Raw genomic sequence first — 23,585 nt, forward strand, 5'->3', positions numbered from 1 at the left:
AATGAAGGAAGAGGTTTTTCGTCTTGAACAGGTTTCACTCCCTCCCTATCTTCATGATATCAACATACACCTATTCAAAGGAGAAATTGTTGGACTTATTGGTTTGAACGCCTTGGGGATAGAACAGTTGCTAACAATATTCCAGAAGAATATCTCACTACATTACGGGCACGTTTATTGTAAGGATGAATTGGTAAACGACTACCTATCAAGCAATCATAAACAGAACAATATCACAGTAATCGAACGTAAATCCATGCTTATTGATACTTTGAGTGTTGAAGAGAATCTGTTCATTCTTAAGAAAGGGTGTAAGCAGCATTTAATTAGATATTCATTGCTTTCTAACCAAATGCAACAACTTTTAGCTCCTTTGCATTTAAAACTAGCAAATAAGACACTTGTAGCGGAGCTTACTTCTTTTGAAAAATTGGTCATCCAATTTATCAAAGCACAACTGAGCAGAAGTAGCATGGTTATTCTCAAAGACATCTCAACATTCGTCAGTGAGATTGACTTGGCAAAATTGAAACCTATCTTGGATTACTTTAGTGCAAATGGAATGACTTTCCTCTACGTTTGCAACCATCATCAAGAAGCTTTCCATTTCTCAAATCGTTGTTATCTCATGCGAGAAGGAAAAATCATTAAACACCTATATCCTGATCAAATGAATGATACCATCATTAGCCAATATTCATATGAATTCAAGGAATCTATTGAAGAAGGTAGTCGCCAAGACCAATATAGCAAGCCTCCACTATCATCCAGAGATTTGGTCTGCAGTAATCTATGGTATCATGATATCAAACAGCTTAATATTGAGTTGCATGCAGGGGAAACTGTTGTCCTGTTGGATAGTGAAAATATGATACTTGATCAACTGTTTGTGTTACTTAGTGGAGTAGATGTTGCAGATTCAGGAAGTTTGCTAATCCATGGAAAACGTCCATCACTAGCAGATCGATCAATTGCTCTAGTTCCTGAAAAACCAGATCAGAGCCTCATATTTCCTCAACTCTCAGTCATGGATAATCTGCTCTTCACGAGCGATCATAAGGTTCCACATCTTTGGCTTAATAGAAAACGGAGAGCCGCTTTAGGATATGAACTTCAGAAGCGCTTTGGAAATAGGCTGACAGATAAAGTTCCTTCTGATTTTCCTCAATCATATAGACTTAGGCTAGTATATCAGAGAATACTCCTGCAAAAGCCTACTTTCCTTTGTGCTGTTCAACCATTTGCTTCAATCGATATGTACCAACGAATGGAACTAATTTCTACTTATGATGTACTGAAACAGCGCGGAACTACAATTCTTATCCTCGCAGTTTCATTATCCGATACTCTACAAATAGCCGACCGATTATTACTTTGCAAAAATGGTCAAATTGAACGCCAGCTTTTACGTCATGAGTTTTCTCAATACAACGGCATTGTTGGTTCACGTCCTACATAATCTAAAGAACAACTACCTTTTTCAAAAGAAATGTCACCTATCGATCTAGTATATCACATGTAATAATTTAGGACATGGAAGATGAAGCATACATTGTAGAGATGGAACATATAGTAAAAACATTTCCTGGTGTTAGAGCACTGGATGATGTTCAGTTCCATCTGAAAGCCGGTCAGGTTATGGCATTGCTTGGTGAAAATGGGGCCGGTAAATCAACTTTAGCAAAGATTCTCAGTGGTGTTTATACGAGAGATAGTGGAACTATGCGCTTATTTGGAAAAACCATAGAAGGTGATTTGAGTCCAAAACAGGCACAGGAAATGGGAGTATCTATCATTCATCAAGAATTAAATATGTGTTCACACCTAACCGTGTGTCAGAATATCTTTCTTGGGCACGAAAAAACAAAAGGAAGTTTACTTGATAATAGAAGTATGCGGAAACAAGCTCAAGAAGTTCTCTCATCATTAGAAATTGACTTAGACCCAGATATACAGGTAGGTGATTTAGCTGTCTCAAAACAGCAAATGGTCGAGATTGCTAAAGCACTGCAATCAAATGCAAAGGTTCTTATTATGGATGAACCGACTAGTGCATTGACTAGTGTAGAAATTGAACAGTTGTTTCATTTGATCAGAGGACTACAATCTAAAGGGGTTGGTATTATCTATATTAGTCATCGTTTGGAAGAATTGCAACATATTGTAGATGTAGTGACAATAATGAGGGATGGAAAATATATTCTTGAGAAACCGTTTAAAGAACTCTCCATGAATCAAATAATTTCTAATATGGTAGGAAGAGAGATAAAGGAAAAGTTTCCACGAATTCCCTCACACCGTGGGAAAAAGGTATTCAGCGTCCAAGACTTATGTGCTGGTCCTTTAGTGAAGCATATACATTTCGACGTTTATGCAGGAGAAATTCTCGGTGTAGCCGGCTTAATGGGTGCAGGGCGAACTGAGATGACAAGAGCTATCTTTGGAGCAGACCCAAAGGAAAAGGGAAGGATAATACTAGATGGGAAAGAAATTGCTATTTCATGTCCTGAAGATGCAATTCGTCATGGATTGGTTCTTGCTCCTGAGGACCGAAAAAAGGATGGCCTTTGTGTTAAACTATCAGTTCGTGAGAATATTGCCTTACCAAATTTAGATTTATTATGTTCAAAGGCTGGAATTGTAAATCGAAAGAAAGAAACAGAAATGGTAGAGAAAGCCATTAAGGATTTAAAGATCAAGCTTTCGAGTACTGAAGCCAATGCTTCATCGCTGTCAGGAGGGAATCAACAGAAAGTAGTGGTAGGTAAATGGCTTGCAAGAAATAGTAAAGTAGTTATTTTCGACGAACCAACTCGAGGAATTGATGTTGCTGCAAAAGTTGAGATTTACCAATTAATGAACCAATTGAAAGAGTCAGGAATTGCAGTCATGTTTATTTCCAGTGAAATGCCGGAAATCCTAGGTTTCAGTGACAGGATCATGGTGATGTGCGATGGTCGAATCACTGGGGAATTAACACGAGAAGAGGCAACGCAGGAGAAAATACTGGAGCTTGCAACTCAATTTGAAAATAAATTTGAAACCCAGGTGGGGTGAGGAATATTACATGGTACTATTTATTGAAAAACCATTCAAAAGATTAATGAGAATTCGAGGAATCGGACAGGTACTGACAGTTACAGCAGGGCTTGTGGTCTTAAGCATTATTTTTGGGATTATGAATCCTATTTTCTTTTCCTCAAGAAATGTTGCAAACTTACTTCGTCAAATTGCTCCTATTTTGTTGATTGGAATCGGACAATCCTATGTCCTCATTACAGGTAACATCGACTTGTCTATTGGGTCGGTTGTAGGCATGAGTACAATGATTAGTGCAACCTTGATGACTAAGGGTATTAATCCTTGGGTTTCTGTCCTAATTACTATAATAGCATGTCTTGGTGTAGGATTGTCTAATGGTTTGTTGGTCTCGTTTGCAAAACTTCCTCCCTTTATTGCGACGCTGGGGACCATGACCATTGCAAGAGGTATCGCACAAATAGCAAATAACAATTACAACACTGATTCCATAGGTGAAGCTGCCCAAGGATTGAGAGATTTCTTTTATTACGGAAAGACCTTTGGGCTCTATAATACTATCTGGATTGCTCTGGTTTTATGGGCAATTTTCAATTTTATTCTTACACGCACAAAGACGGGAAGACATATTTATGCCATTGGCTCCAATGCCGAGGCGGCTAGGCTTAGCGGTGTAAACTTAGTTTCAACAACTACAAAGGCATATCTTGTCTCTGCTTTTGTTTCCTGTGTAGTAGGACTTATCACTACTGCAACTAGTGGAATGGGAACAATGGATGCAGGAAATTCATATGAATTGTATGCTGTAGCTGCTTCAGTAATCGGAGGGGTATCTACTCTTGGTGGTCAAGGCATGCTCTTTGGAACCATAATTGGTGCGTCAATTTGGGGTGTTTTACAGAATGGTCTTCAGTTTGCAGGAGCACCAGTGGCAATAAGGAATATTGTTATTGGAATTATCGTCGTAATCTCAGTCTTGCTCGATGTAATTGTCCGGTCGGGTAGGGGAGCCAGGAAAAAACGGATAGAATCAACAACATGATTATATTCACCATAGGTGAAAATTAAAAAAGGAGCGTATAGATATGAAGAAATTGAGTATGGTACTGCTGGTACTGCTAATTGCAGGCACAATGTTCGCACAGGGGACAAAAGAGAATGCATCTGCATATAATATCTACTTGATCACGATGGATCAGATGGACCAACACTGGGTGAATGTAGACAAAGGAGCACAGAAGGCTGCTGAAGAGTTGGGAAATGTTAACTATAAGTGGTTGGCCCCTGATGTCAAAGACGATGCAAAACAAATCGAAAGCATCAACAATGCAGTTGCTGGTGGAGCGGATGCAATTCTCCTTGCCGCAAATGGACCCAATGCTGTAACAGCTGCATTAAAAGAAGCAGCCGACGCTGGGGTCACAATTGTCTATGTAGACTCTGCAGCAAATTTCCCTGCAGTACAGACATTGGCAACAGACAACACTGCAGCTGGAACTACTGCTGCTAATGTAATGATTGCAGCACTGAAAGAGAATGGTGTTACCTCAGGAAAGATTGGCATTATTTCTGTCAATAGCGCTACTGCGAGCACTGTTGCGCGTGAGGCAGGTTTCCGGAAAGCTTTTGAAGGAACCTCATTTAACATTCTAGAGACACAGTATTGTAATGGTGATGCTGCCGTTTCCAAGGATATGAGTGCAAATTTCATCACTCAAGGGGTTGTTGGACTCTTTGGTGCAAATGAAGGATCAACAGTTGGAGTAGGTAATGCTATTGCTGAAGCTGGGACCGGCGTCATTGGCGTTGGGTTCGATAAGAGTGATATGATTTTATCACTGATAAAGAATGGATATATTCTTGCTACTATGGCACAAAATCCTGATGTCATGGGATATGAAGGGGTTAAAACTGCTTATCGTGCTTTGAATGGTGAGGTCATTTCCCCAGAATATGTAGACACAGGTGTTTCAGTATTAACAAAAGCAAATTTGTAGAAAATCAAGGAAAAGTAAAATCGCGCAAGGAGGACTTAATGTCCTCCTTGCCTTCTTTAAGAATTGTGAGTATAGTTTAGATACCTCAAGGGATTAATCCCTTTGGGGGTGTTTCGGTTTCGACTGGCGGAAGATCAGGCCAGGGGCTGCAAGCGGAGCGCCAACTCCTAAAACTAGCAAAACATTTAACTGCCAAAAAAGAAGACGAAGTCTCCTTCGAAGCAGAATACGCCCTCGCTGCGTAATAGCACGATGACGTACAGGCCCGTCAGCTGCCGCTCTTAAGCGTCGGATACCTGTAAAAGTAAGAGCTTACCCAACCCAGTGCCTATGGGGGGAGGGGACACTAAAGTAGGCTACAAAGAGTGGACGTTTTGCCGGTGAACCTGCCGCACTTTGGAACTATTGATCACCAGCTAAGCTTGTAGACGTCACTGGGTGGCACGTTAGGACGGGGGTTCGAATCCCCCCACCTCCAGAAACACAGCCCGTCTTCTTCGGAAGGCGGGTTTTTTGATGTCTCATGGGATACCACGGCACTACCTATATAAGAATACGAATACATTCCAGATGTCAAAAAAATGGTTTTCAGGAAGGAGTGCCACAAAAAGCCTCTATACTGTTTCCATGCCGACGACTGTAGTGACATAACCCCTCTGCTAAAAGCTCCTCTCTGAGCTAGCACTACCAGTAAACAGACAGGGTGTAGGATCTGCCGCTATACATCCACTTCTTTTTCAGAATCTGGTTTTCCATCTTGGCATTCTGGAGTTCCTGGCAGGTCTCCTCAATCTTCCGCTGGGCTTCGGCAAGCTCTTTCTTCAGCTGCCTTACTTCCTTGGAAAAGCCTCCAGCGCTACTTCTTTCTTGAAAGAATCTGTGAATGTTTTCTTTCCCATCTTGTTTGCTCCTCCTTATAAGGTAGCAAATATTCCTTAATTTTATAATCTCCTGTCCAAAACTACGTCTAAGTACAATCTGTTTTCCTACCATTTGACTAAAAAGTACTATATGATAAGAACACTGCATGATGCTCAATGACTTTTATTTCAACCACACAAGTTGAGATTATTACATTGCACTTGCATTTTGTATTACAATTTTCTATACGTTCTCATATGTGAATAAACAGACTGATAATAAAGATGGAATAGTAATTGTGAACAACAAAAGGAAAAAAAGAGCCTATATAAAGGATGCGGTGTACATAGAGAATCGGGGAAATGCTTTTGCAAAAGCAATGTCGGGTTTATGGTTTCCTATGAAAATCTTTGCTTATATCGCAGAATCTCTGTGAGCCTGAAGAAGGCAACCCTTTTCGAATGTGGTTTGGTACGGCAAAGGGGTATCAGAGTAGAAAAAGATCTAAATCTGGAACTGATGCTACATTGGATCTAGTTTATATCATCTCAGTACAAGAAAATGAATCCTCCAATTTCCTGAAATGCAAATAAGGAGAAAATGCATGGTTTTAAACGTTGTAGCCGCCGTCGCGTTTGTTCTTTTTCCGGCTCTGGTCATTTTGCTCAGTTCTAGATTCGAAATTCTTCAGAAAATGGGTCCGGTCCTTATCTGCTACCTCGGTGGCATGATAGTAGGGAATATCGGAGTTTTACCTGCAGGCTTTGCCGCCGTGCAATCGACGATGCAGGACGTTAGCGTCGCGCTTGCGCTGCCGCTTCTTTTGTTCTCTCTCGACGTAAAAAGATGGCTCAGGATATCTGGATCGGGTCTGCTATGCATGCTTCTTGCAGTCATAGCTATCGTCCTGACGACGTTCATACTTCAGTTCACAATTGCATCTGGGCTGCCGGACGGCTGGAAGCTTGGGGGCATGTCGGTAGCTGTCTACGCTGGAGGCACCCCGAATATCGCTGCTATAAAGACTGCGTTGGGCGTGGACAATGACACCTATATCCTCTTCAATACGTACGATATGATGTTCTCGCTCATCTATATCTTTTTTATGGTCTCCGTTGCGAGACCGTTTTTCCAGAAAGTGTTCAAACTCAGGCCATACGAATCCGTCGTGAACAGTGATGACGCCCAGGCATCGGAAATGGGAGACGATTCACTCGAAACATATTCCAAAATGTTTGAACCCAAGATTGTGAAAGGCTTGTTGCTCGCGTTTTTGCTCTCGGCCGTCATATTGGCCCTGTCGTTTCTTATAGGCGGATTCTTCCCCGCTGTTTTCGGCACAGCGGCCACGATACTGCTTATTACGTCCTTCGGCATTGCGTCCTCGTTTATAAAGCCCGTGCGTAGGCTACGATATACCTTCCCTTTCGGTATGTACATCATCTATGTGTTCTGCTTCACCGTCGCATCTATGACGAGATTCGACGTGCTGATACACATTAACTGGACCATACTGCTGTACGTTGTGATATCAATCTTCGGTAGCATGCTCATTCACGCCCTGCTCTGCAGGATGTTTCATATCGACTCCGATACGATGATAATCACGTCGGTATCGGCCGTATGCTCACCACCATTCGTACCTGTTGTGGTAAGCAGACTCAAAAACCGCGACATCTTAATAAGCGGGCTTGTGACGGGCATCATCGGCTACACTATCGGGAACTATCTCGGAATCGGATTGGCCATGATTTTCAGGTCGTTCGGATGATGGGGTTTATGGTAATTGAAGGGAAACAAAAAGGCAGAATACAAATGCATCCATACATAAAAAAGGCAGGTCTTACGAAGAACTCAACAAATTCGGCGAGGACAATTCCCTCCACAAAGAGTACACCGAAGTATTCTCGACGGAGTAATGACCTCGGTAAAAGCTACAGCAAGGTGTGTATGCCGAAGACACCTGGGTCAATAGAATCCCATACTGCATAGAAGCAACATATTGAAAGGTATAGAGCTGTAAGTACCTTATATGTTGTTGAGAATCATCTCCCAACAGCCTATACTGTGATAACAAGTCCCACACTACCACAGGAGCTTTGATGAACATCCTTCATACATCAGACTGGCATATTGGTCGTTCTCTGTTCTCGCAGAAGCGTTATGACGAATTTGCCTCATTTCTCGATTGGTTACGAGAAGCCATAGAAAGCCAGCATATCGACATACTGCTAGTCTCTGGTGATGTCTTTGACACCAGCACCCCAAGCAACAGAGCACAACAACTCTATTATGAGTTCCTCTATGAAGTCTCCAAGTCCTGTTGCAGAACGGTCGTAATCATCGGAGGGAATCATGACAGTCCCTCGTTTCTGCAAGCTCCGAGTGCTCTCTTGAATGTACTTAACGTCAAAGTGATAGGATCAAAAAGAGAAACCCCAGAAGAAGAGATTGTTATTGCTGAGAAAGACGGTAAACCGTTGGCCATTATCTGTGCTGTCCCGTATCTTCGTGACAAAGACATACGATACGCGGAAGCAGGGGAGACCATTGAAGATAAGAACCGGAAACTCTTGGAGGGAATCAAGGAACACTACAGTACAGTTTGTGACATTGCTAAAATGAGACAATCAGAACTGGGTAGCGATATCCCCATCATTGCAATGGGACACCTCTTTACCCAAGGAGGAAAGACCGTTGATGGAGACGGGGTCAGCGAGCTTTACATCGGCTCGCTCGCACATGTAGATAGCTCTGTATTCCCTGATTACCTGGACTATGTAGCATTGGGACATCTTCATGTACCGCAGCGTGTGGGAGGAAAAGAGACCATACGATACAGCGGTTCCCCAATTCCCATGGGATTTGGAGAAGCAAAACAGCAAAAACAGGTAGTTCTGCTCCATTTTGAAGATACTCTTTCTATTGAGCCTCTTTTCGTACCTTCATTTTATCATTTGGAGAGTATCAAGGGGACCATGGATCAGATTACCTCTAGAATCCAGTTTTTGAGAGAGAAAGGAGAAGCTGCCTATCTGGAAATCGAGTATACCGCACCTGAGATGATCGGTGATCTGAGCGAACGATGTGAGGAACTTGTACAAGATTCAAACCTAACCATACTACGAATTCAAAATCGTCAATTTATACAACGTGTCATGTCATCAATGCAGACGCAGGAGACATTGGAAGACCTAAACCCTGAAGAAGTCTTTACTCGATGCCTGGATACATTTTCAGTAACAGAAGAAGAACGACAACCCTTAAGAGATGCTTATCATGAAATTCTCTTGGAAATGCAAGAAGAAGACATCCTTGCGGAATAGGACAACACCATGAAACTACTCGAACTACGACTCAAGAACCTCAACTCACTCTATGGAGAGTGGATCATCGATTTTACTCATCCTGAATATATATCAAATGGCATCTTTGCCCTAACTGGACCAACTGGAGCAGGCAAATCAACCATTTTGGATGCAATCTGCCTTGCTTTGTATGGCGCAACCCCAAGGCTGGGAAGAATTACCAAGAGCAACAATGAAATCATGAGCAGGCAGACAGGAAGTTGTTATGCAGAGGTATTGTTTGCCTCAAAAGCAGGACGGTTTCGTTGCCATTGGGAACAGAGAAGGGCTAGAAACAGAGCAGATGGAAATCTGCAGGATGCAGAGCATCAGATACTAGATGCTGATACAGGAAAACCCATTGAGACAATGAAAAGTCGTGTTGGGATTGTTATTGAAGAGAAGACTGGTATGGATTTTGACCGGTTCACCCGCTCGATTCTCTTGGCCCAAGGCAGCTTTGACTCATTCTTGAAGGCAGACAGTGAGCAGAAATCCAAGATACTTGAACAGATCACTGGAACAGAAATTTACTCTGAGATTTCCATACGAGTACATGAAAGGCACAAAGTTGAACAGGAAAAACTCAAACAGCTCCAGAGTGGAGCGTTGGATATTGTAGTACTGGAGGCAGAGCAAGAAGTAGCGTTACTCAAAGAACTGGAAGAAAAACTCCAACAAGAGAGTGCCCTTACTGGTAACTTATCAAAAACAAACGATGCCTTGCTCTGGATGAAGAACATTCAGAATCTCACCAAGGAAATTGAGGGCCTTACCCAGGATAAAGAAAAACTCAGCAGTGAAATGGAAACTTTCAAACCGAATCGTTCGCTTTTAAGCAATGCATTGAAAGCTGCTTCATTGGATGGACTATACGCAACCCTCACAGCCCTTCGCTCACAACAATCTGACGACAAGACTGCTTTGAAGAATGAAGAAGCTGTCCTTCCTGAAATGGAAATTTCAGCAACTAAACAGAGTGAAGCACTTACAGTGGCAGAACAACTGACAAGAAAAAGAAAAGAAGAACAGCAAACAGCAGCTCCCATGCTTCAGAAAATCCGTTCTCTTGATCAGAAGCTAGCTGAGTTAGGAAAAACAATATCTGATGAGACAGAGAGCTACTCAAGGGATGTTACTCTCATTGAAAAAGACAAACAGAATCTACTGAGAGAGAAAAAGAAAAAAACTGAAAGTGAAGTTCAAAAAGAAACTGTAGAACACTATCTTGCAGAGCATTCACAGGATGCATGGCTCGTTAGTGGCCTTACCGGTATTGAAGAACAGCTTGGATACCTGCTTGCAAAGCAGAAGGAGATCAAACAAGGGGAGAGAAAACTCGGCATAGCTGAAAAAGCTGTTGAGATTGCAGCAAAGAATCAAAAAGAAGCAACAAAACAGTGTGATGATACCAAGACTGTACTTGAGAAATGCTCTTCTGACCTCCAGAAAGCAAAGAATGAGCTTACGGCACTATTAGGGGATACATCTCTTCGCTCGCTCCGCAATGAAAAGGATTCCTTGCTTCGTGAAATAGCATATATCAAGAAGATCGAAGAATTGGAAAGCCTTCGTGAAAAACTGGAAGATGGGAAACCCTGTCCGCTATGCGGGGCAACAGAGCATCCCTTTGCGAAGGGCAATATCCCTGTTCCTGATGAAATTGAGCAACGAATTAAGTTACTGACAAACCTGATCAAGAAAGCGGAAGATCAAGAGGCTCTCATACGGGAGCTCGAACTAGCAGAAAACAATGCACGTAGCATGTTGCAAGCATGCGAAAAGACAGAGGCCAGTGCTGTCAGCGAAAAGAACTCTAATGAAAGAATATGTGCTGAGATACAGACCAACCTTACAAACCTCCGATCCGAATTTGAAGAGCTTACACAATCTGTAGCGGAGAAACTACAACCATTGGGTATTACTGAACTCGTTGCTTCAGAGGTTACATCTATACGTACATTACTCGCATCCAGACTGAATACCTGGCAGGAACAGACGACACGAAAGACTGATACCGAGAAACGCATCGACAGTATTGACAGTGAGGTGAAGCGGCTTGAAGCTGTGATTTCAACCCAGGAGAAAGCTCTGGAAACAAAGAAGAAGCGGTTGGATGATTTGAAACAGCAATATACCAATGGTTTAGATGAACGGAAGACCTTGTATGGCGATACAAAACCTGATGAAGAGGAAATTCGTCTAACTACAGAAGTTGATCATGCGGAGGCTGCAGAGAAGCGGCACAGAGATCTGCACTACAATCTTCAGCAGAAACTGACGACGGCAAAGAGCCATGTAGAATCCCGTAAAAAACGTATTGCACAGAGAATACCAGAACTTGAAGAAACAGAAAAGAGCTTTCTACAGGCATTGTATTCCTCCAGCTTTACTGATGAGCATTCTTTTAAAGAAGCCAGATTGTCCTATGAGGAACGGGAATCCTTATCCAAGAGAGCAAGGGAATTGGATACTGAAGAAACAGAACTCAATACCAAATTGAAAGATCGAAAGAATCGGTTGGACATAGAACAAGCAAAGAAACTTAGCGCTACTTCGTATGATGACTTACAGGAGCAGGCATCTACCTATGAGGATTCTCTAAAGAAGGTACGAGATGAAATCTCGACCTGCAAGTACACCCTACATAGAAACAAGGAAGCAAAGGAACGTCTGAAAGACAAACAGGAGTCAATAGAAGCACAAACACGGCTCTGTGCTCGCTGGAGTAATCTTCATGACCTCATAGGCTCAGCCGATGGGAAGAAGTACCGTACTTTTGCCCAAGGCCTCACCTTTGAATTGATGGTAGGCCATGCGAATCGTCAGTTGGAAAAAATGACAGACCGCTATCTCCTCATCAGGGATGATTCGCAGCCTTTGGAACTGAATGTCGTTGATAATTATCAAGCTGGTGAGATACGTTCAACCAGAAACCTCTCTGGCGGCGAGAGTTTCATTGTAAGTCTTACTCTGGCTCTCGGACTATCCCAGATGGCAAGTAAAAAGGTGAGGGTGGACTCGCTTTTCCTTGATGAAGGGTTCGGCACTCTTGACGAGGAAACCTTGGAAACAGCATTGGAGTCGCTTTCTGCACTGCAACAGGAAGGAAAGCTTATTGGGATTATCAGTCACGTCTCTGCGCTGAAAGAGCGGATCAGCACACAGATATCCATAACTCCTCTCTCTGGAGGACGCAGTATGCTTAGTGGGCCGGGTTGTACTAAATGCTAAAGGTCCCTGTTCATCTTTGATGATTTCTCTTTACTCTATGGGTGGTCTTAAAAATGTAAACTGGGTATCCACTTGACTCAGGTGCACACCACTGCTAGCGTATGGCTATGGAAAACCAATATCCAAGGACCTTGGAAGAATTCGAACAGGAATTTTCTACTGAAGAGAACTGCAGGGATTACCTATTTTCAATAAGATGGCCCCACGGGTTTATCTGCCCCAAGTGTGGGAACGACAAGTATTGGCGGGTAAGGACTGTTCTGATGGAATGCACGAAGTGCCACCATCAGGTATCGGTTGTTGCTGGAACCATCTTCCAAGATACCCGCAAGCCACTGGCGATGTGGTTCAGGGCTATCTGGTGGGTTACCGCCCAAAAGAACGGTGCGAGTGCGTTGGGTCTCCAAAAAATCCTTGGGCTGGGAAGCTATCAGACCGCATGGGCCTGGCTCCACAAACTTAGGACAGCCATGATAAGACCGGGAAGGGACGATCTTTCCGGTTGTGTTGAGGTTGACGAGACCTATATAGGAGGGGCGAAGGCTGGAAAGAAGGGGCGTGGATCGGAAAACAAGATATTGGTGGCAGTCGCAGTCGAGATGAAGGACAACAGAATTGGTAGGATACGGCTGGGTATCGTCGATGATGCCTCATCTTCCAGTCTTCATGGATTCGTGCAGGATTGCGTACAGAAGGGCAGCACGATAAGAACCGATGGATGGAGTGGATACAAGGGCATTGAATCCTTGGGGTATGTCCATGAGGTCATCAAAATCAAAGGGCAGGATCTGGCTGCATCGGAGCTTTTGCCCAATGTTCATCTGATCATATCGCTTCTGAAAAGATGGATATTGGGAACGCATCAGGGTTCGGTAAGCAGAAAGCATTATGGGTACTATTTGGATGAGTTCACGTTTAGATTCAATAGAAGGACTTCAACTTCCCGTGGAAAGCTGTTCTACCGGTTGCTGGAGAATGCAGTATGTATCAAACCAACTACCTATGGCGACTTGACTGAGAGAAGCGAAAACTGATGGACCGCTATATGTAGCGTCAACCTGAGTCAAGTGGATACCCAGTAAATGTAATTACAAAACGGCAGTGTTTGATGACTTCCAGTATCAACGATGATTGAATAAGCAGAAAATTCTCATTACACTAGCAATTTGTAAAGTAAATGCAGTCTATCAGGTATTGGATGCCGATGCATCATGAATACTATAGTTCAGCATTCACAGGAAAGGAACCTAGATGTTACTACCGATTCTTGCCGTCATCGGCGGTCTTATTGTACTGGTATTGAGTTCAGATAGATTTGTTGATGGTGCTGCAACTACTGCTCGCCATTTTGGAATGCCATCACTGCTTATTGGAATGGTCATCGTAGGCTTCGGTACTAGTTCCCCTGAAATGGTGGTTTCTACACTTTCATCGATACAAGGCAACCCAGGTATAGCATTGGGAAATGCCTATGGTTCCAATATTGCCAATATTGGCTTAATCCTTGGAATTACTGCCATTATAAACCCGGTGACTGTCAGCTCCAATATTCTCAAGAAAGAATTACCCATACTTTCACTAATAACTCTACTCTCAGTAGCTTTGCTCTATGACTTGAATTTCTCACACTTTGATGCAGCGTTGATTCTGGTACTGTTTGTACTCTTGATTTCCTGGAGTGTGTATCAAGGGCTGAAGAATGGGAAGGACAGACTTGCTGATGAGATAGATGAGGAAGTACCAAGCCCGTTATCAATGAAACGTGCAGTTCTCTATCTGATCTTCGGTCTTTTATTCCTGATCATCAGTTCCCGGATTTTGGTTTGGGGTGCTGTGGAAATTGCTAGGTATTTTGGGGTGAGTGATTTGGTGATCGGACTTACTATCGTTGCAATGGGAACCAGTCTTCCTGAGCTTGCTTCTTCAATACTTGCTGCACAAAAAGGTGAACATGATATTGCATTAGGTAATGTCATTGGTTCAAATCTGTTCAACACAACAGCTGTCGTAGGCATCGCTGGTGCAATACACCCTTTCGCTATAGATCCAATGGTCATTAAGAGAGACATGCTCGTCATGACCTTGCTTACTATTAGTCTATTCGTGATTGGATATCGATTCAAGAAAGATAGACAAGGCCGCGTCAATCGTTTTGAAGGAGTTGGGTTGTTGCTCTGTTATTTCACGTATACAGCATACCTAATCCAGACTTCACTTATCTGAGGATTGCTTACATTTTCATTTGTTTACCATGTTTCAAGGAATAAAGTAATCGGCCAAAGAGCTGGAATCCTTCTAAAGCGTGTTCAACTTCCATAATGTAACGATTGATGTCATAATCTACCCTGCGGTGGATACATCTAATATGAGAATCCTCAATATCAACAAGTGCATAACTTGGGCGAACATCTCCATCGAAAGAATACCCTACAGCTCCTGGATTAATGAATCTGATCCCATCACGCTGAAAGTCAGCAGGAATATGGGTATGAGCACTAAGAATCAATTCAACTTTTTCTTCAGCAAGTCTTTTGGAGAGAGCGGGGGAGAAAGGAATATCCTTTGCAATGCCTTCATCCTCATCATAGGGAGTGCCATGACAGCAGATCAGCGAGATACCCCCAATATCCAGCCTCTCTACCGAGGGAAGATTGCAAAGTTTTTCTTTTGCTTTTTGATGCATTCTGATGGACGTATATTTCAAGAGTTTTAAAATCTGTGCGTCATGTTCATTCTTGACTGGAAAAGCTTTGACATTTTCCAGAGAAGAGTCTGTATTTCCCTTGATCATAACCAAAGGTTTTTGTTCCATGAGTAAATCATAACAGAGTTGTGGATCAAGCCCCATAACCACCAAATCGCCTAGGAAGATTACCTGGTCAACTTTAGAGGCTTTGGCATCATTTAGCACTGCTTCAAATGCTCTAATATTACCATGGATGTCACCAAGAACAGCCAATCTCATTGTTGCCACCTCCCAAAAGTGTTGTAAGAATTTTACCATATGGCCAATTTGAATAAAACCACATGAGCATTCAGTTTTCATCAAATTCTTGTTTTAATGACCTCTATTTTGATTCTTGGACAAGGTGATAGGTTTTCGAGCGTTGTTTCTTTTCACCATGTAAAAGATAACAATACTTGATGAGAACCCTTTTTATAGATTTAGCAGGGGAAGAATCATGTTCTGTTGGGCTAGTTGCACACTCTCAAGCCCTCGTTGGCTTAAGTGGGTATAGAGATTACTCAGCTGTTCACTGCTATGCCCAATGGTCATTCTCAACACATGCTCATCAACAGTGCCACGCAAAAGTGTATTTGCCATATGTCTCAGTGAATGGAAGGTGATGTTTCTTTCATTCAGGGTTTCATGACTGAACACTCCACTTCGTATCAATTCTTGTCGAAAACGTTCAGAGAAATAGTGACTTGACACAAATGATCCATTCTTTTTACTCCAAAACACCAATGCATGGGTATGTGCAAAAGGATTCTCCATGGCGAGGGCACGAAGCTCTTCACACAAGAAGGTAGGGCAGGGCACCAATCTTGTCCGTTTCCCTTTAGGGGCTTTCAACCCAGCTCGATCTGCATAGGCTTGCGATATGGTGATCATCCCATCTCCAATTGCTTCCAAACACAAACCTCTCAACTCTCCAGCACGCATTCCAGTAAGAAGAGCCAAGAGGCACGCAAGATAAATCCGCTTTTCACTCTTTGTTTTTGCATAATGCATGAATGCTGATAATTCCTTTTCACTGAGTATCCCTCGCTCGACATGTTGTGCTGCAAGATTTTTCATACGTAACACCACTGTCGAAGCGATATAACCTTTTCTTTGGGCTTCTCGAAGTGCTACAAGAATTGTCGTTATAGCCATGTTTATAGTCGTATTGCTAATTGCACCCTCTTGTACAAGCTCCAATTGCAATCGTTCCAATTCTGCAAGCGTTACTTTAGAAAGGAACAGATCCGTGTGGAGTAGTGGAAATACATGGTTTTCCAAAAGATTAAGTCGCGTAGCAAGATAATCTGGGGAAATTGAACCTGGATCCAATAGATTTCGCCGTTTCGCATATTCACTGGTTTCCCAGGTATAAAACTCCCTAAGATAGCCCACCAGGGTTTGCTCCGTCTGTTTAGAGAAGATTATTCCTGCATCCAAAGCTTTATAACAGATACGGATAGCTTCGTCTCTCCTTTTAATTGGAGATGTATCATAGATTCCCAAGTGTTTCTTCAATATCTCCACGCTTTTCTTGTTCGTCCGTTTTCCAGTCTCTGGATCTCGAAATAAAGCATAGTAATATGCCCTTTCCCCTCGGAATATTCTACATAAGGTAAATGGTGCTGGACTGGCCATCTTTGCTCCTTGCATTCGTTGTTTGTTCATTTTTTTGTTCAATCTGTTATATATGTTCATTTCTTATACTATGCCAAAAAATCTTTTATATTCTATTATTATAGTACTTTAAGAATCTACTTATGTCTAGAGTAATGTTACTATCTACTTACTGTGACACAGTAAGTACTATATTTGTCTATAAATATTTATATATAGTATATATTTTGCATATTCATTTTATATTAATATATAAATGTTTTTAAAAATTATGATATACTGGTTAATTAAAATAAATTATATAATATATAATAACCAATTTATATTTTATATTGTAGAAAATATCAATTTAGGATTTAAAAATATATTTTATTGGAAATTTTTTAATAATATATAATACAAGCCATCTATTTTATAATTATAATAAATTTTATTACATTACAATTTTTTACAAAAAATATATAATATACTTTTATATACATTTAAATATTGACACATATTGCACCTATGTATTTTTAAACAACTTGGACTCATTGCTTTTACCTGATTCCTTACAAAACAAAAAATCCTTTCATTGCAAATCACAACAAAAAGCCACCAGAAAGCTTGTTCCTGATGGCTTTGCATTGAATGGATTGTATTAGTATTGCAGCTGTTTCAACTCACGCCGCGTATCACGGTTCAAATCCCGTTCCTTGACTACAGCTCGCTTGTCGTGCAACTGTTTACCTCTACAAAGTGAAATTTGTACCTTTACAAGATTTCCTTTTAGATAAATGGAAGTAGGGACCAAGGTAAACCCTTTCTCATCAACTTTCCGCTTAAGGCGTTTGATCTCACTCTTGTGGGCTAGAAGACGACGATTTCGATTAGGCTCATGATTGTTGATATTGCCATGCGTATAGGGCTGAATGGTAAGACCAACCAGTGTCAAACCATCCTTATCGACAGTTACATAACTATCAGAAAAACTGAAACGCCCACCTCTCAATGATTTTACTTCTGTACCTGCAAGAGCTATCCCACATTCGAGATCTTCTATCACCTCATAATTGAAGTAGGCCTTTTTGTTCTTCTGGAGAAGCTTGAATTTGTTTCTATCTTGTTTCATTTATTCATACCAAGCAACACGGAATCCAATTTGGTCCCCACAAGCATCTGGCTCGATTACACCGACCGTGTGCGCGGTGATTGTCTGGGGATCGTTCAGGTAACTGCCACCTTTCACGATGGGCTGCATCTGAAGAGAAAACGCTTCATGTAAGGCAAGACTTTCCTCATAACCAGTAAGACGGGAAAGGGGAATATACGGCGTCTGGGTGAGCTCCCAGACACCCCCCAACAATGATACAGGACCACTGCTATAATCAGGATAAGGGGAAAGTGATGTGTTATAGTTTAATTCATTCTGCTGAAGTGCAGCAAGGGTCCACATCGCCTCCGTAGGGAGGAACACTTTTTTTCCTGTTTTTTCAGACAGCCAAGCACAGAAGGCTTGAGCTGCATGGTAACTCACATTAAAAACAGGTCTGCTTGTGACAAACACTGGGGAAATGGTCATTCCCTGCATATATGAGTCATCAACCAATCCTTTGCTGATCAACTCAGCCTTGTTGCTCTTATCCCAATAGGGATTCTCCTCCACGAATAAAGCCCACTGATATTGGCTGATCTCTGTTGCCCCCAGCACAAAGGAAGGAACAGCTACTGACACACCGGCTTCATTCACCTGAGGATAGGAAGCGGGAGTTTCCCTGCCCATGACCAATGACGATGAAGGATAGGAAAATCCTGCTAACTGGAAATCACCAGAAGCGAGTGATCGTCTTTCAGTTGTAACTGAAGGGACAGCAGATGCAAGCCCAAACGTAGAGCCGGAGTCATTCTTCACTACCGCTTCTGCAATAGTAATCACCTCAAGCATGGTATCACTCATCTCAACAGCCTCAAGCGCCTCTTTCGCTTCCGAAAGCATGGTCTCATTGCTTATATAACGCAACGCAGTTTCAATGGTTGCTTGGGTGGTATTCTGATCAAGTTCAAGCGCCTGCAAATCCTGAATCAAATTTGAAAAGAGAGGACGGCTCCGGTTCACCATATCATAGCTAAGGATTGCACTTGCATCAGCAATTTCCTGAAGGTTGAATTGATTGATAACCGATTTCTTTTCCTCATCCAAGGCTAGAGAGGGAAGAGGTGCCTCGAGTTTCCGGTGAAAAAGCCAGGTCAAAAAGACAGGATGGTCCACATCAAGTGTATAGGACGAATAGGAAATACCAGCCTTCATTACCTGGACTTCATGACTTCCACTCTCAATAAAATACGGATAATCGGTCACTCCAATGTAGGTACCATCAACCACCACCCCGCTTTCACTGAGTGGAGCACGGAATGTGACGTATCGTCCTCCCTTTATGACTCCAGGGAAGAAGGCTATGAAAAAGAGTACCGCCACAAGGACGATCAGGAGTATTATAAGGATGAGAACACCCGGCCTCAGACCAAATAGGTGGGGCAATTGCACCTGATCAACCTCAGGAAGTTCGATTCGTCGTTTCATACACGATAAGGTATCTTTCTGATGTTCTCTTGTCAACTGAACTCTATTGTGATAGCTTGCTTCCTATGGAATCATTGTTGAGTTTTCTCGAACGTCATACGGTACGCATACTTACTCATCGCAAGGCATTGAAGGCCTTTGAGAAGTCACAGCGTACTAAACGCACCTTTCTTGGTGAGGTAAAGGGCTGGGTTGATGCCCTGGTGTTTGCTGTTTTTGCAGTATTGCTCATCAATCAATATATTTTCCAGCTTTTTGTCATCCCTTCCCCTTCCATGGTTTCAACCCTTAACGTGGGAGACCGGGTGTTTGTAAGCAAGACCATCTATGGCATTGAAGTGTATCCCAGTGGTCCGAAGATTTTTTCTGCAAACAGGCAAGTACAACGTGATGATATTATCACCTTCTATAATCCTGAATACGACTCCAAGGGACCTGTGTTCGATATACTCTCACAGATTATCTACATGGGGACATTCTCTCTGGTGAATATTGACAAGAATGAAGATGGTTCCATCGCTGAACGACTGTATGTAAAACGAGCTGTAGGATTTCCCTCTGAGACAATCCGTTTTGTACAGGGTAATGTGCAGGTTCGCCCTGCAGGTTTTGCGTCATTCGTTGATGAAGCGTCGTTCAGAAATGAGCTTTTTTTGTCAGACGGACCCCATAGAAGTCTTGAATCTTCTTCCTATGAAGGAATTATGGCATGGGGAAGTTTGTTTGGGTATCAGGAAGCGGGGGTAGACCTTGCTGCAAGCCCGGCATATCTTAAAAGCCAATATGCAAGCGTACAAGGGGATTCATATCCCGATGACATGTATGCATTCGAGACTGCTGCAAAGAGGGCCAAGCATCTTATCAACCCAGCGGATATGCAATCGCGCAGTGATAGCGCAAAATATAAGAGCGGGATCTATGTACCGCAAGGCTCTATTCTCCCGCTTGGGGATAATCGAGACAACAGCCGTGATGGACGGTATTTTGGCCCTGTGAACCAGAAAAAAATCAATGGTTCGGTTCGCTTCCGCTTCTGGCCCATCACAAGCATGCGGTATCTAGGGGATGCATAGTGCTTACTTTAGGTGGCTGCAAGCCAAAATCACTGTATCTCCATATTCCTTTTTGTACTACCCGTTGTTCTTATTGTTCCTTTTACAGTGAGCCCGAGACGAATTGGAAAGGATTTCGGGAAGCGTATGTTTCCCGTCTTGAACAAGAGATTGCTGTTGTGGTTCAGGAGACTGGTGGATTTGAAACCATCTTTATCGGTGGTGGCAATCCTGGGTCTCTTACGTGTGAGCAACTTTCACGTCTGCTCTTGGCAGCAAGAAGTACACAATGCCGTGAAGTTACCATTGAGATGAATCCAGATACTTTTTCTGAAGCATTTTTCCCCTTGTTCGAGCAAAAACTTGTCACTCGTTTGAGCATGGGTATCCAGAGCATGGATGAGGAAGTTCTCCGCCAATTGGGTAGGAATGCTACACTTGAAGACAACCTACAAGCAATTGCATTGGCCAAGAAAGCACGCGAACAGTACGGTATCGATCTCTCATTTGATGTGATGGCAGCGCTTCCCGGCCAAACCATGCAAATGGCATTGCAGGATATCGAAACCGTGGTTTCCCTCAGTGAGGCCGGACATATCAGTCTGTATTGCTTGACCGTGGAGGAAGGGACAGAGCTTGCAAGAAACGTTTCAAAGCGAGAGGTACAGGTTTGGGATGATGATGGACAGAGAGAACTGCTACAAAGTCTATGGGCAAGACTTGGACAGCTGGGGTATGAGCACTATGAAGTATCGAACTTTGCACGAGAGGGGAACGTGTGCAATCATAACCTTGTATATTGGGACTTGAATACCTACCTAGGGTTGGGGAGTAGCGCAGCATCCTTTCTTCATTCTGGAAACGAGTCATGGCATTACAGCCAGAACCAAGACCTCAAGGATTTTGCTGAAGGTGCTCTCTTCACTGGGTATGACAAAGAGATACTCAGCAGTGAACAATTGATGGAAGAATACCTGATGATGGCCTTGCGAACAAACCGTGGCATCGAAAAGAAGCATTTTTCAGATCGCTTTTTATTGGATTTCGACTCTCTTTTCTCCAATACCATTGCACATCTTGATCCTCTTTGGTACAACAATACTTCTCATCTATTTGTATTAACTGAAGTTGGATGGATGGTACTTGATGAGATTGTCCTAAGGCTCTGCCTTCAAATTCCACAACCCCTTGACCGCCACTAACGCATATGATAGGTTGAATGGGCTATAGAATTCATGATATTTTACTAATAAGAGGTTCAATTATGTCCGGCCATAGTAAATGGGCTACCATTAAACACAAGAAAGGTGCTGCTGACGCAAAACGCGGCCAGAAGTTCACGAAGCTGATTAAAGAGATTTCCGTTGCTGCCAAGATGGGCGGCGCTGACCCTGACTCCAATGCAAGGCTTCGTACGGCTATTCTCAAAGCACGTACTGAAAATATGCCCAAGGACAATATAGATAGGGCAATCAAGAAAGGTTCCGGGGAAATGGAAAATTCCACGTACTATGAATTGACCTATGAAGGGTATGCAATAGGTGGAGTAGCACTCATCATTGACACGCTTACCGACAACAAGAACCGCACAGCCAGTGATGTTCGTTCCACCCTTACGAAAAACGGTGGAACGCTCGGGAACAGTGGGTGCGTCTCCTACATGTTCCAGACAAAGGGAATCATAACCTATGATTCTTCCAAGTATACGGAAGAACAGATATTTGAAGTTGCGCTGGAGAACGGTGCCGATGATGTCACTACTTCTGATGAAGTGATTGAAGTGATTACGACTCCGAGTGATTTTGCAAACGTCCTGGAGGCCATGCAGGCCGCAGGGTTTGAACAGGAGAGTGCAGAGGTGGAGAAAGTTGCAGACCAGACGGTTACACTTGACACCGAGAAGGCACGCAAAGTACTCAAGATCATTGACAAACTGGAAGAGTTGGATGATGTCCAGCAAGTTTTCTCCAACTTGGAATTGCCTGATGATTTTGAGGACAGTGACGAAGAATAAGGCATGCGAATCCTAGGAATAGATCCAGGATATGCACAGACAGGCTGGGGTGTTGTCGAATCAGACGGACAGCATAACCGGCCTGTTTCTTTTGGGGTTATCAAAACCAGTACTTCACAACTTGATAGCCAGAGGATACACTTCATAGCGAAATCGGTTGGGTTGTTGGCCGAAGAGCACAAAGTGGATATCTGTGCCATGGAAGACATCTTCTTTACCAAAAATGTTAGTTCTGCCATTCCTGTAGCGAAGGTTATTGGAGCATGTATCCACCAGATGGGATTGCAAGATATTCCGGTACGATTGTACAGCCCTCCGACCATCAAGAGTGCTGTAACTGGATTTGGAGGTGCTGAAAAGCATCAAGTACAGGAAATGGTTCGTATTCTACTGGGATTTGAAACAATTCCAAGGCCAGACCATGCAGCAGATGCCCTTGCAGTGGCAATCTGTTTTGCTGTCTATGATTTTTCAAGAATAAGGATGAAATTGCCATGATAAACGCATTGATTGGAGACATCGTTTCTATTGAAGAAGGGACCCTCTTTTTGCGATGTGGCCATATTGAGTACAATCTTTCAATTTCCAGCCAGACAGCCAGTACTTTGAGCAATCTCTCTCTTGAGGCTCGTAGGGGAGTCCGAGTCATGACGGTATTGGTGCACCGTGAGGATAGTATGTCACTTTTTGGATTCTCTGATGCAGATGAACGGGAAGCATTTCTTCAGTTACAGACGGTATCGGGAATCGGTGCGAAACAAGCACTCAAGATTCTCAGTGGTATTAATGTTCGCAACCTTGCTGAGGCGTTGGATAGTGGGAACCTGAAGTTGCTTTCATCCATTCCTGGCATTGGTCCAAAAACCGGTCAGAAAATGATTCTTGCACTTCGTAATGTGTTGGTATTGGATGAGGACAAAGTAAAAAGTACATCAGGACCCAGAAAACAGGCGCATCATCCGTATAGCGACATTATCAACGCACTTGTTGACATGGGTTATGATCGTCGCCTTGTAGAGGAAACTGTGGACAAAGTCACGGAAAATCAGGCCTCTGAGCTTGAGAAAATGAGTCATCATGATGCCGAGGAACACCTGTTCCGTCTGAGCATCAAGTTGCTCGGATGATAGGATAAGAAG

Annotated in this window: 19 protein-coding genes and 1 other RNA gene; 15 read left to right on the plus strand and 5 right to left on the minus strand. The window is 42.8% G+C overall.

Features of this window, described 5'->3' with window-relative positions; genetic code table 11:
- Window position 1: 1 nt before the first annotated feature.
- From DYP60_RS08685 to ssrA, 5 genes are all read left to right on the plus strand, one after another.
- Entirely contained in the window at window positions 2-1,459 is a 1,458-nt protein-coding gene (locus tag DYP60_RS08685; RefSeq protein WP_117330619.1) for an ATP-binding cassette domain-containing protein, read from the plus strand.
- A gap of 74 nt (window positions 1,460-1,533) precedes the next feature.
- A complete protein-coding gene (locus DYP60_RS08690) occupies window positions 1,534-3,057 on the plus strand; it encodes a sugar ABC transporter ATP-binding protein (protein ID WP_117330620.1) in 1,524 nt (507 codons plus the stop codon).
- A 10-nt stretch (window positions 3,058-3,067) separates the two neighbouring features.
- Window positions 3,068-4,081 (plus strand): ABC transporter permease, encoded by a 1,014-nt coding sequence (locus DYP60_RS08695; protein ID WP_117330621.1) that lies wholly within the window; start codon window positions 3,068-3,070, stop codon window positions 4,079-4,081.
- A gap of 43 nt (window positions 4,082-4,124) precedes the next feature.
- On the plus strand, window positions 4,125-5,036 hold the full coding sequence (locus tag DYP60_RS08700; RefSeq protein WP_117330622.1) for an ABC transporter substrate-binding protein: 912 nt from the start codon (window positions 4,125-4,127) through the stop codon (window positions 5,034-5,036).
- 104 nt (window positions 5,037-5,140) lie between these two features.
- Window positions 5,141-5,517: a transfer-messenger RNA gene (gene ssrA / locus DYP60_RS08705) on the plus strand.
- Window positions 5,518-5,720: 203 nt separating this feature from the next.
- Here ssrA and DYP60_RS08710 read toward each other — a convergent pair.
- Window positions 5,721-6,029 (minus strand): hypothetical protein, encoded by a 309-nt coding sequence (locus tag DYP60_RS08710; RefSeq protein ID WP_117330623.1) that lies wholly within the window; start codon window positions 6,027-6,029, stop codon window positions 5,721-5,723.
- A 472-nt stretch (window positions 6,030-6,501) separates the two neighbouring features.
- On the opposite strand from DYP60_RS08710, the gene DYP60_RS08715 reads away from it, so the two are divergent.
- The 5 genes from DYP60_RS08715 to DYP60_RS08735 all read left to right on the plus strand — a co-directional run bounded on the left by DYP60_RS08715 (window position 6,502) and on the right by DYP60_RS08735 (window position 14,701).
- On the plus strand, window positions 6,502-7,668 hold the full coding sequence (locus DYP60_RS08715) for a DUF819 family protein (RefSeq protein WP_160525529.1): 1,167 nt from the start codon (window positions 6,502-6,504) through the stop codon (window positions 7,666-7,668).
- 331 nt (window positions 7,669-7,999) lie between these two features.
- Window positions 8,000-9,223, plus strand: coding sequence for an exonuclease SbcCD subunit D C-terminal domain-containing protein (locus tag DYP60_RS08720; protein WP_117330625.1), 1,224 nt, complete (start codon window positions 8,000-8,002; stop codon window positions 9,221-9,223).
- A 9-nt stretch (window positions 9,224-9,232) separates the two neighbouring features.
- Window positions 9,233-12,478: an AAA family ATPase gene (locus DYP60_RS08725; protein WP_117330626.1), complete on the plus strand. Its 3,246-nt coding sequence runs from the start codon at window positions 9,233-9,235 to the stop codon at window positions 12,476-12,478.
- A 101-nt stretch (window positions 12,479-12,579) separates the two neighbouring features.
- Window positions 12,580-13,512: an IS1595 family transposase gene (locus tag DYP60_RS08730; RefSeq protein ID WP_420820488.1), complete on the plus strand. Its 933-nt coding sequence runs from the start codon at window positions 12,580-12,582 to the stop codon at window positions 13,510-13,512.
- A gap of 217 nt (window positions 13,513-13,729) precedes the next feature.
- A complete protein-coding gene (locus DYP60_RS08735) occupies window positions 13,730-14,701 on the plus strand; it encodes a calcium/sodium antiporter (protein WP_117330627.1) in 972 nt (323 codons plus the stop codon).
- Window positions 14,702-14,708: 7 nt separating this feature from the next.
- Here DYP60_RS08735 and DYP60_RS08740 read toward each other — a convergent pair whose 3' ends face one another.
- The 4 genes from DYP60_RS08740 to DYP60_RS08755 all read right to left on the minus strand — a co-directional run bounded on the left by DYP60_RS08740 (window position 14,709) and on the right by DYP60_RS08755 (window position 19,380).
- Window positions 14,709-15,524, minus strand: coding sequence for a metallophosphoesterase family protein (locus DYP60_RS08740; protein WP_117330628.1), 816 nt, complete (start codon window positions 15,522-15,524; stop codon window positions 14,709-14,711).
- A gap of 111 nt (window positions 15,525-15,635) precedes the next feature.
- Window positions 15,636-16,841 carry a tyrosine-type recombinase/integrase gene (locus DYP60_RS08745; protein WP_117330629.1) on the minus strand — a complete coding sequence of 402 codons (1,206 nt, stop codon included), beginning with the start codon at window positions 16,839-16,841 and terminating at the stop codon, window positions 15,636-15,638.
- Between the two features lie 619 nt (window positions 16,842-17,460).
- Complete coding sequence (gene smpB / locus DYP60_RS08750; RefSeq protein ID WP_117330630.1) at window positions 17,461-17,931, minus strand: SsrA-binding protein SmpB; 471 nt, start codon at window positions 17,929-17,931, stop codon at window positions 17,461-17,463.
- Window positions 17,932-19,380 carry a formylglycine-generating enzyme family protein gene (locus DYP60_RS08755; RefSeq protein WP_117330631.1) on the minus strand — a complete coding sequence of 483 codons (1,449 nt, stop codon included), beginning with the start codon at window positions 19,378-19,380 and terminating at the stop codon, window positions 17,932-17,934.
- Between the two features lie 65 nt (window positions 19,381-19,445).
- On the opposite strand from DYP60_RS08755, the gene lepB reads away from it, so the two are divergent.
- From lepB to ruvA, 5 genes are all read left to right on the plus strand, one after another.
- Window positions 19,446-20,453 carry a signal peptidase I gene (lepB, locus tag DYP60_RS08760; RefSeq protein ID WP_117330711.1) on the plus strand — a complete coding sequence of 336 codons (1,008 nt, stop codon included), beginning with the start codon at window positions 19,446-19,448 and terminating at the stop codon, window positions 20,451-20,453.
- Window positions 20,453-21,634 carry a radical SAM family heme chaperone HemW gene (gene hemW / locus DYP60_RS08765; protein ID WP_117330632.1) on the plus strand — a complete coding sequence of 394 codons (1,182 nt, stop codon included), beginning with the start codon at window positions 20,453-20,455 and terminating at the stop codon, window positions 21,632-21,634. The genes lepB and hemW overlap by 1 nt, the downstream gene beginning before the upstream one ends.
- 62 nt (window positions 21,635-21,696) lie before the next feature.
- Entirely contained in the window at window positions 21,697-22,446 is a 750-nt protein-coding gene (locus tag DYP60_RS08770; RefSeq protein ID WP_117330633.1) for a YebC/PmpR family DNA-binding transcriptional regulator, read from the plus strand.
- Window positions 22,447-22,449: 3 nt separating this feature from the next.
- Window positions 22,450-22,944 carry a crossover junction endodeoxyribonuclease RuvC gene (gene ruvC, locus DYP60_RS08775; protein ID WP_117330634.1) on the plus strand — a complete coding sequence of 165 codons (495 nt, stop codon included), beginning with the start codon at window positions 22,450-22,452 and terminating at the stop codon, window positions 22,942-22,944.
- A complete protein-coding gene (ruvA, locus tag DYP60_RS08780; protein ID WP_117330635.1) occupies window positions 22,941-23,573 on the plus strand; it encodes a Holliday junction branch migration protein RuvA in 633 nt (210 codons plus the stop codon). Before ruvC ends, ruvA begins: the two co-directional genes overlap by 4 nt.
- The last annotated feature ends 12 nt before the right edge of the window (window positions 23,574-23,585 follow it).

Origin of the sequence: Sphaerochaeta halotolerans, assembly GCF_003429665.1 — a bacterium.
Lineage (GTDB): Bacteria > Spirochaetota > Spirochaetia > Sphaerochaetales > Sphaerochaetaceae > Sphaerochaeta > Sphaerochaeta halotolerans.

Excerpts from the sequence above, each read along its gene's own strand:
- ruvC (WP_117330634.1), top strand. The coding sequence starts at position 22,450 with ATGCGAATCCTAGGAATAGATCCAGGATATGCACAGACAGGCTGGGGT.
- DYP60_RS08770 (WP_117330633.1), top strand. The coding sequence starts at position 21,697 with ATGTCCGGCCATAGTAAATGGGCTACCATTAAACACAAGAAAGGTGCT.
- smpB (WP_117330630.1), bottom strand. The coding sequence starts at position 17,931 with ATGAAACAAGATAGAAACAAATTCAAGCTTCTCCAGAAGAACAAAAAG.
- DYP60_RS08740 (WP_117330628.1), bottom strand. The coding sequence starts at position 15,524 with ATGAAAACTGAATGCTCATGTGGTTTTATTCAAATTGGCCATATGGTA.
- lepB (WP_117330711.1), top strand. The coding sequence starts at position 19,446 with ATGGAATCATTGTTGAGTTTTCTCGAACGTCATACGGTACGCATACTT.
- DYP60_RS08725 (WP_117330626.1), top strand. The coding sequence starts at position 9,233 with ATGAAACTACTCGAACTACGACTCAAGAACCTCAACTCACTCTATGGA.
- DYP60_RS08695 (WP_117330621.1), top strand. The coding sequence starts at position 3,068 with ATGGTACTATTTATTGAAAAACCATTCAAAAGATTAATGAGAATTCGA.
- DYP60_RS08700 (WP_117330622.1), top strand. The coding sequence starts at position 4,125 with ATGAAGAAATTGAGTATGGTACTGCTGGTACTGCTAATTGCAGGCACA.
- DYP60_RS08745 (WP_117330629.1), bottom strand. The coding sequence starts at position 16,841 with ATGGCCAGTCCAGCACCATTTACCTTATGTAGAATATTCCGAGGGGAA.
- DYP60_RS08690 (WP_117330620.1), top strand. The coding sequence starts at position 1,534 with ATGGAAGATGAAGCATACATTGTAGAGATGGAACATATAGTAAAAACA.
- DYP60_RS08735 (WP_117330627.1), top strand. The coding sequence starts at position 13,730 with ATGTTACTACCGATTCTTGCCGTCATCGGCGGTCTTATTGTACTGGTA.
- DYP60_RS08730 (WP_420820488.1), top strand. The coding sequence starts at position 12,580 with ATGGCTATGGAAAACCAATATCCAAGGACCTTGGAAGAATTCGAACAG.
- DYP60_RS08685 (WP_117330619.1), top strand. The coding sequence starts at position 2 with ATGAAGGAAGAGGTTTTTCGTCTTGAACAGGTTTCACTCCCTCCCTAT.
- DYP60_RS08755 (WP_117330631.1), bottom strand. The coding sequence starts at position 19,380 with ATGAAACGACGAATCGAACTTCCTGAGGTTGATCAGGTGCAATTGCCC.
- ruvA (WP_117330635.1), top strand. The coding sequence starts at position 22,941 with ATGATAAACGCATTGATTGGAGACATCGTTTCTATTGAAGAAGGGACC.
- DYP60_RS08710 (WP_117330623.1), bottom strand. The coding sequence starts at position 6,029 with ATGGTAGGAAAACAGATTGTACTTAGACGTAGTTTTGGACAGGAGATT.
- DYP60_RS08720 (WP_117330625.1), top strand. The coding sequence starts at position 8,000 with ATGAACATCCTTCATACATCAGACTGGCATATTGGTCGTTCTCTGTTC.
- DYP60_RS08715 (WP_160525529.1), top strand. The coding sequence starts at position 6,502 with ATGGTTTTAAACGTTGTAGCCGCCGTCGCGTTTGTTCTTTTTCCGGCT.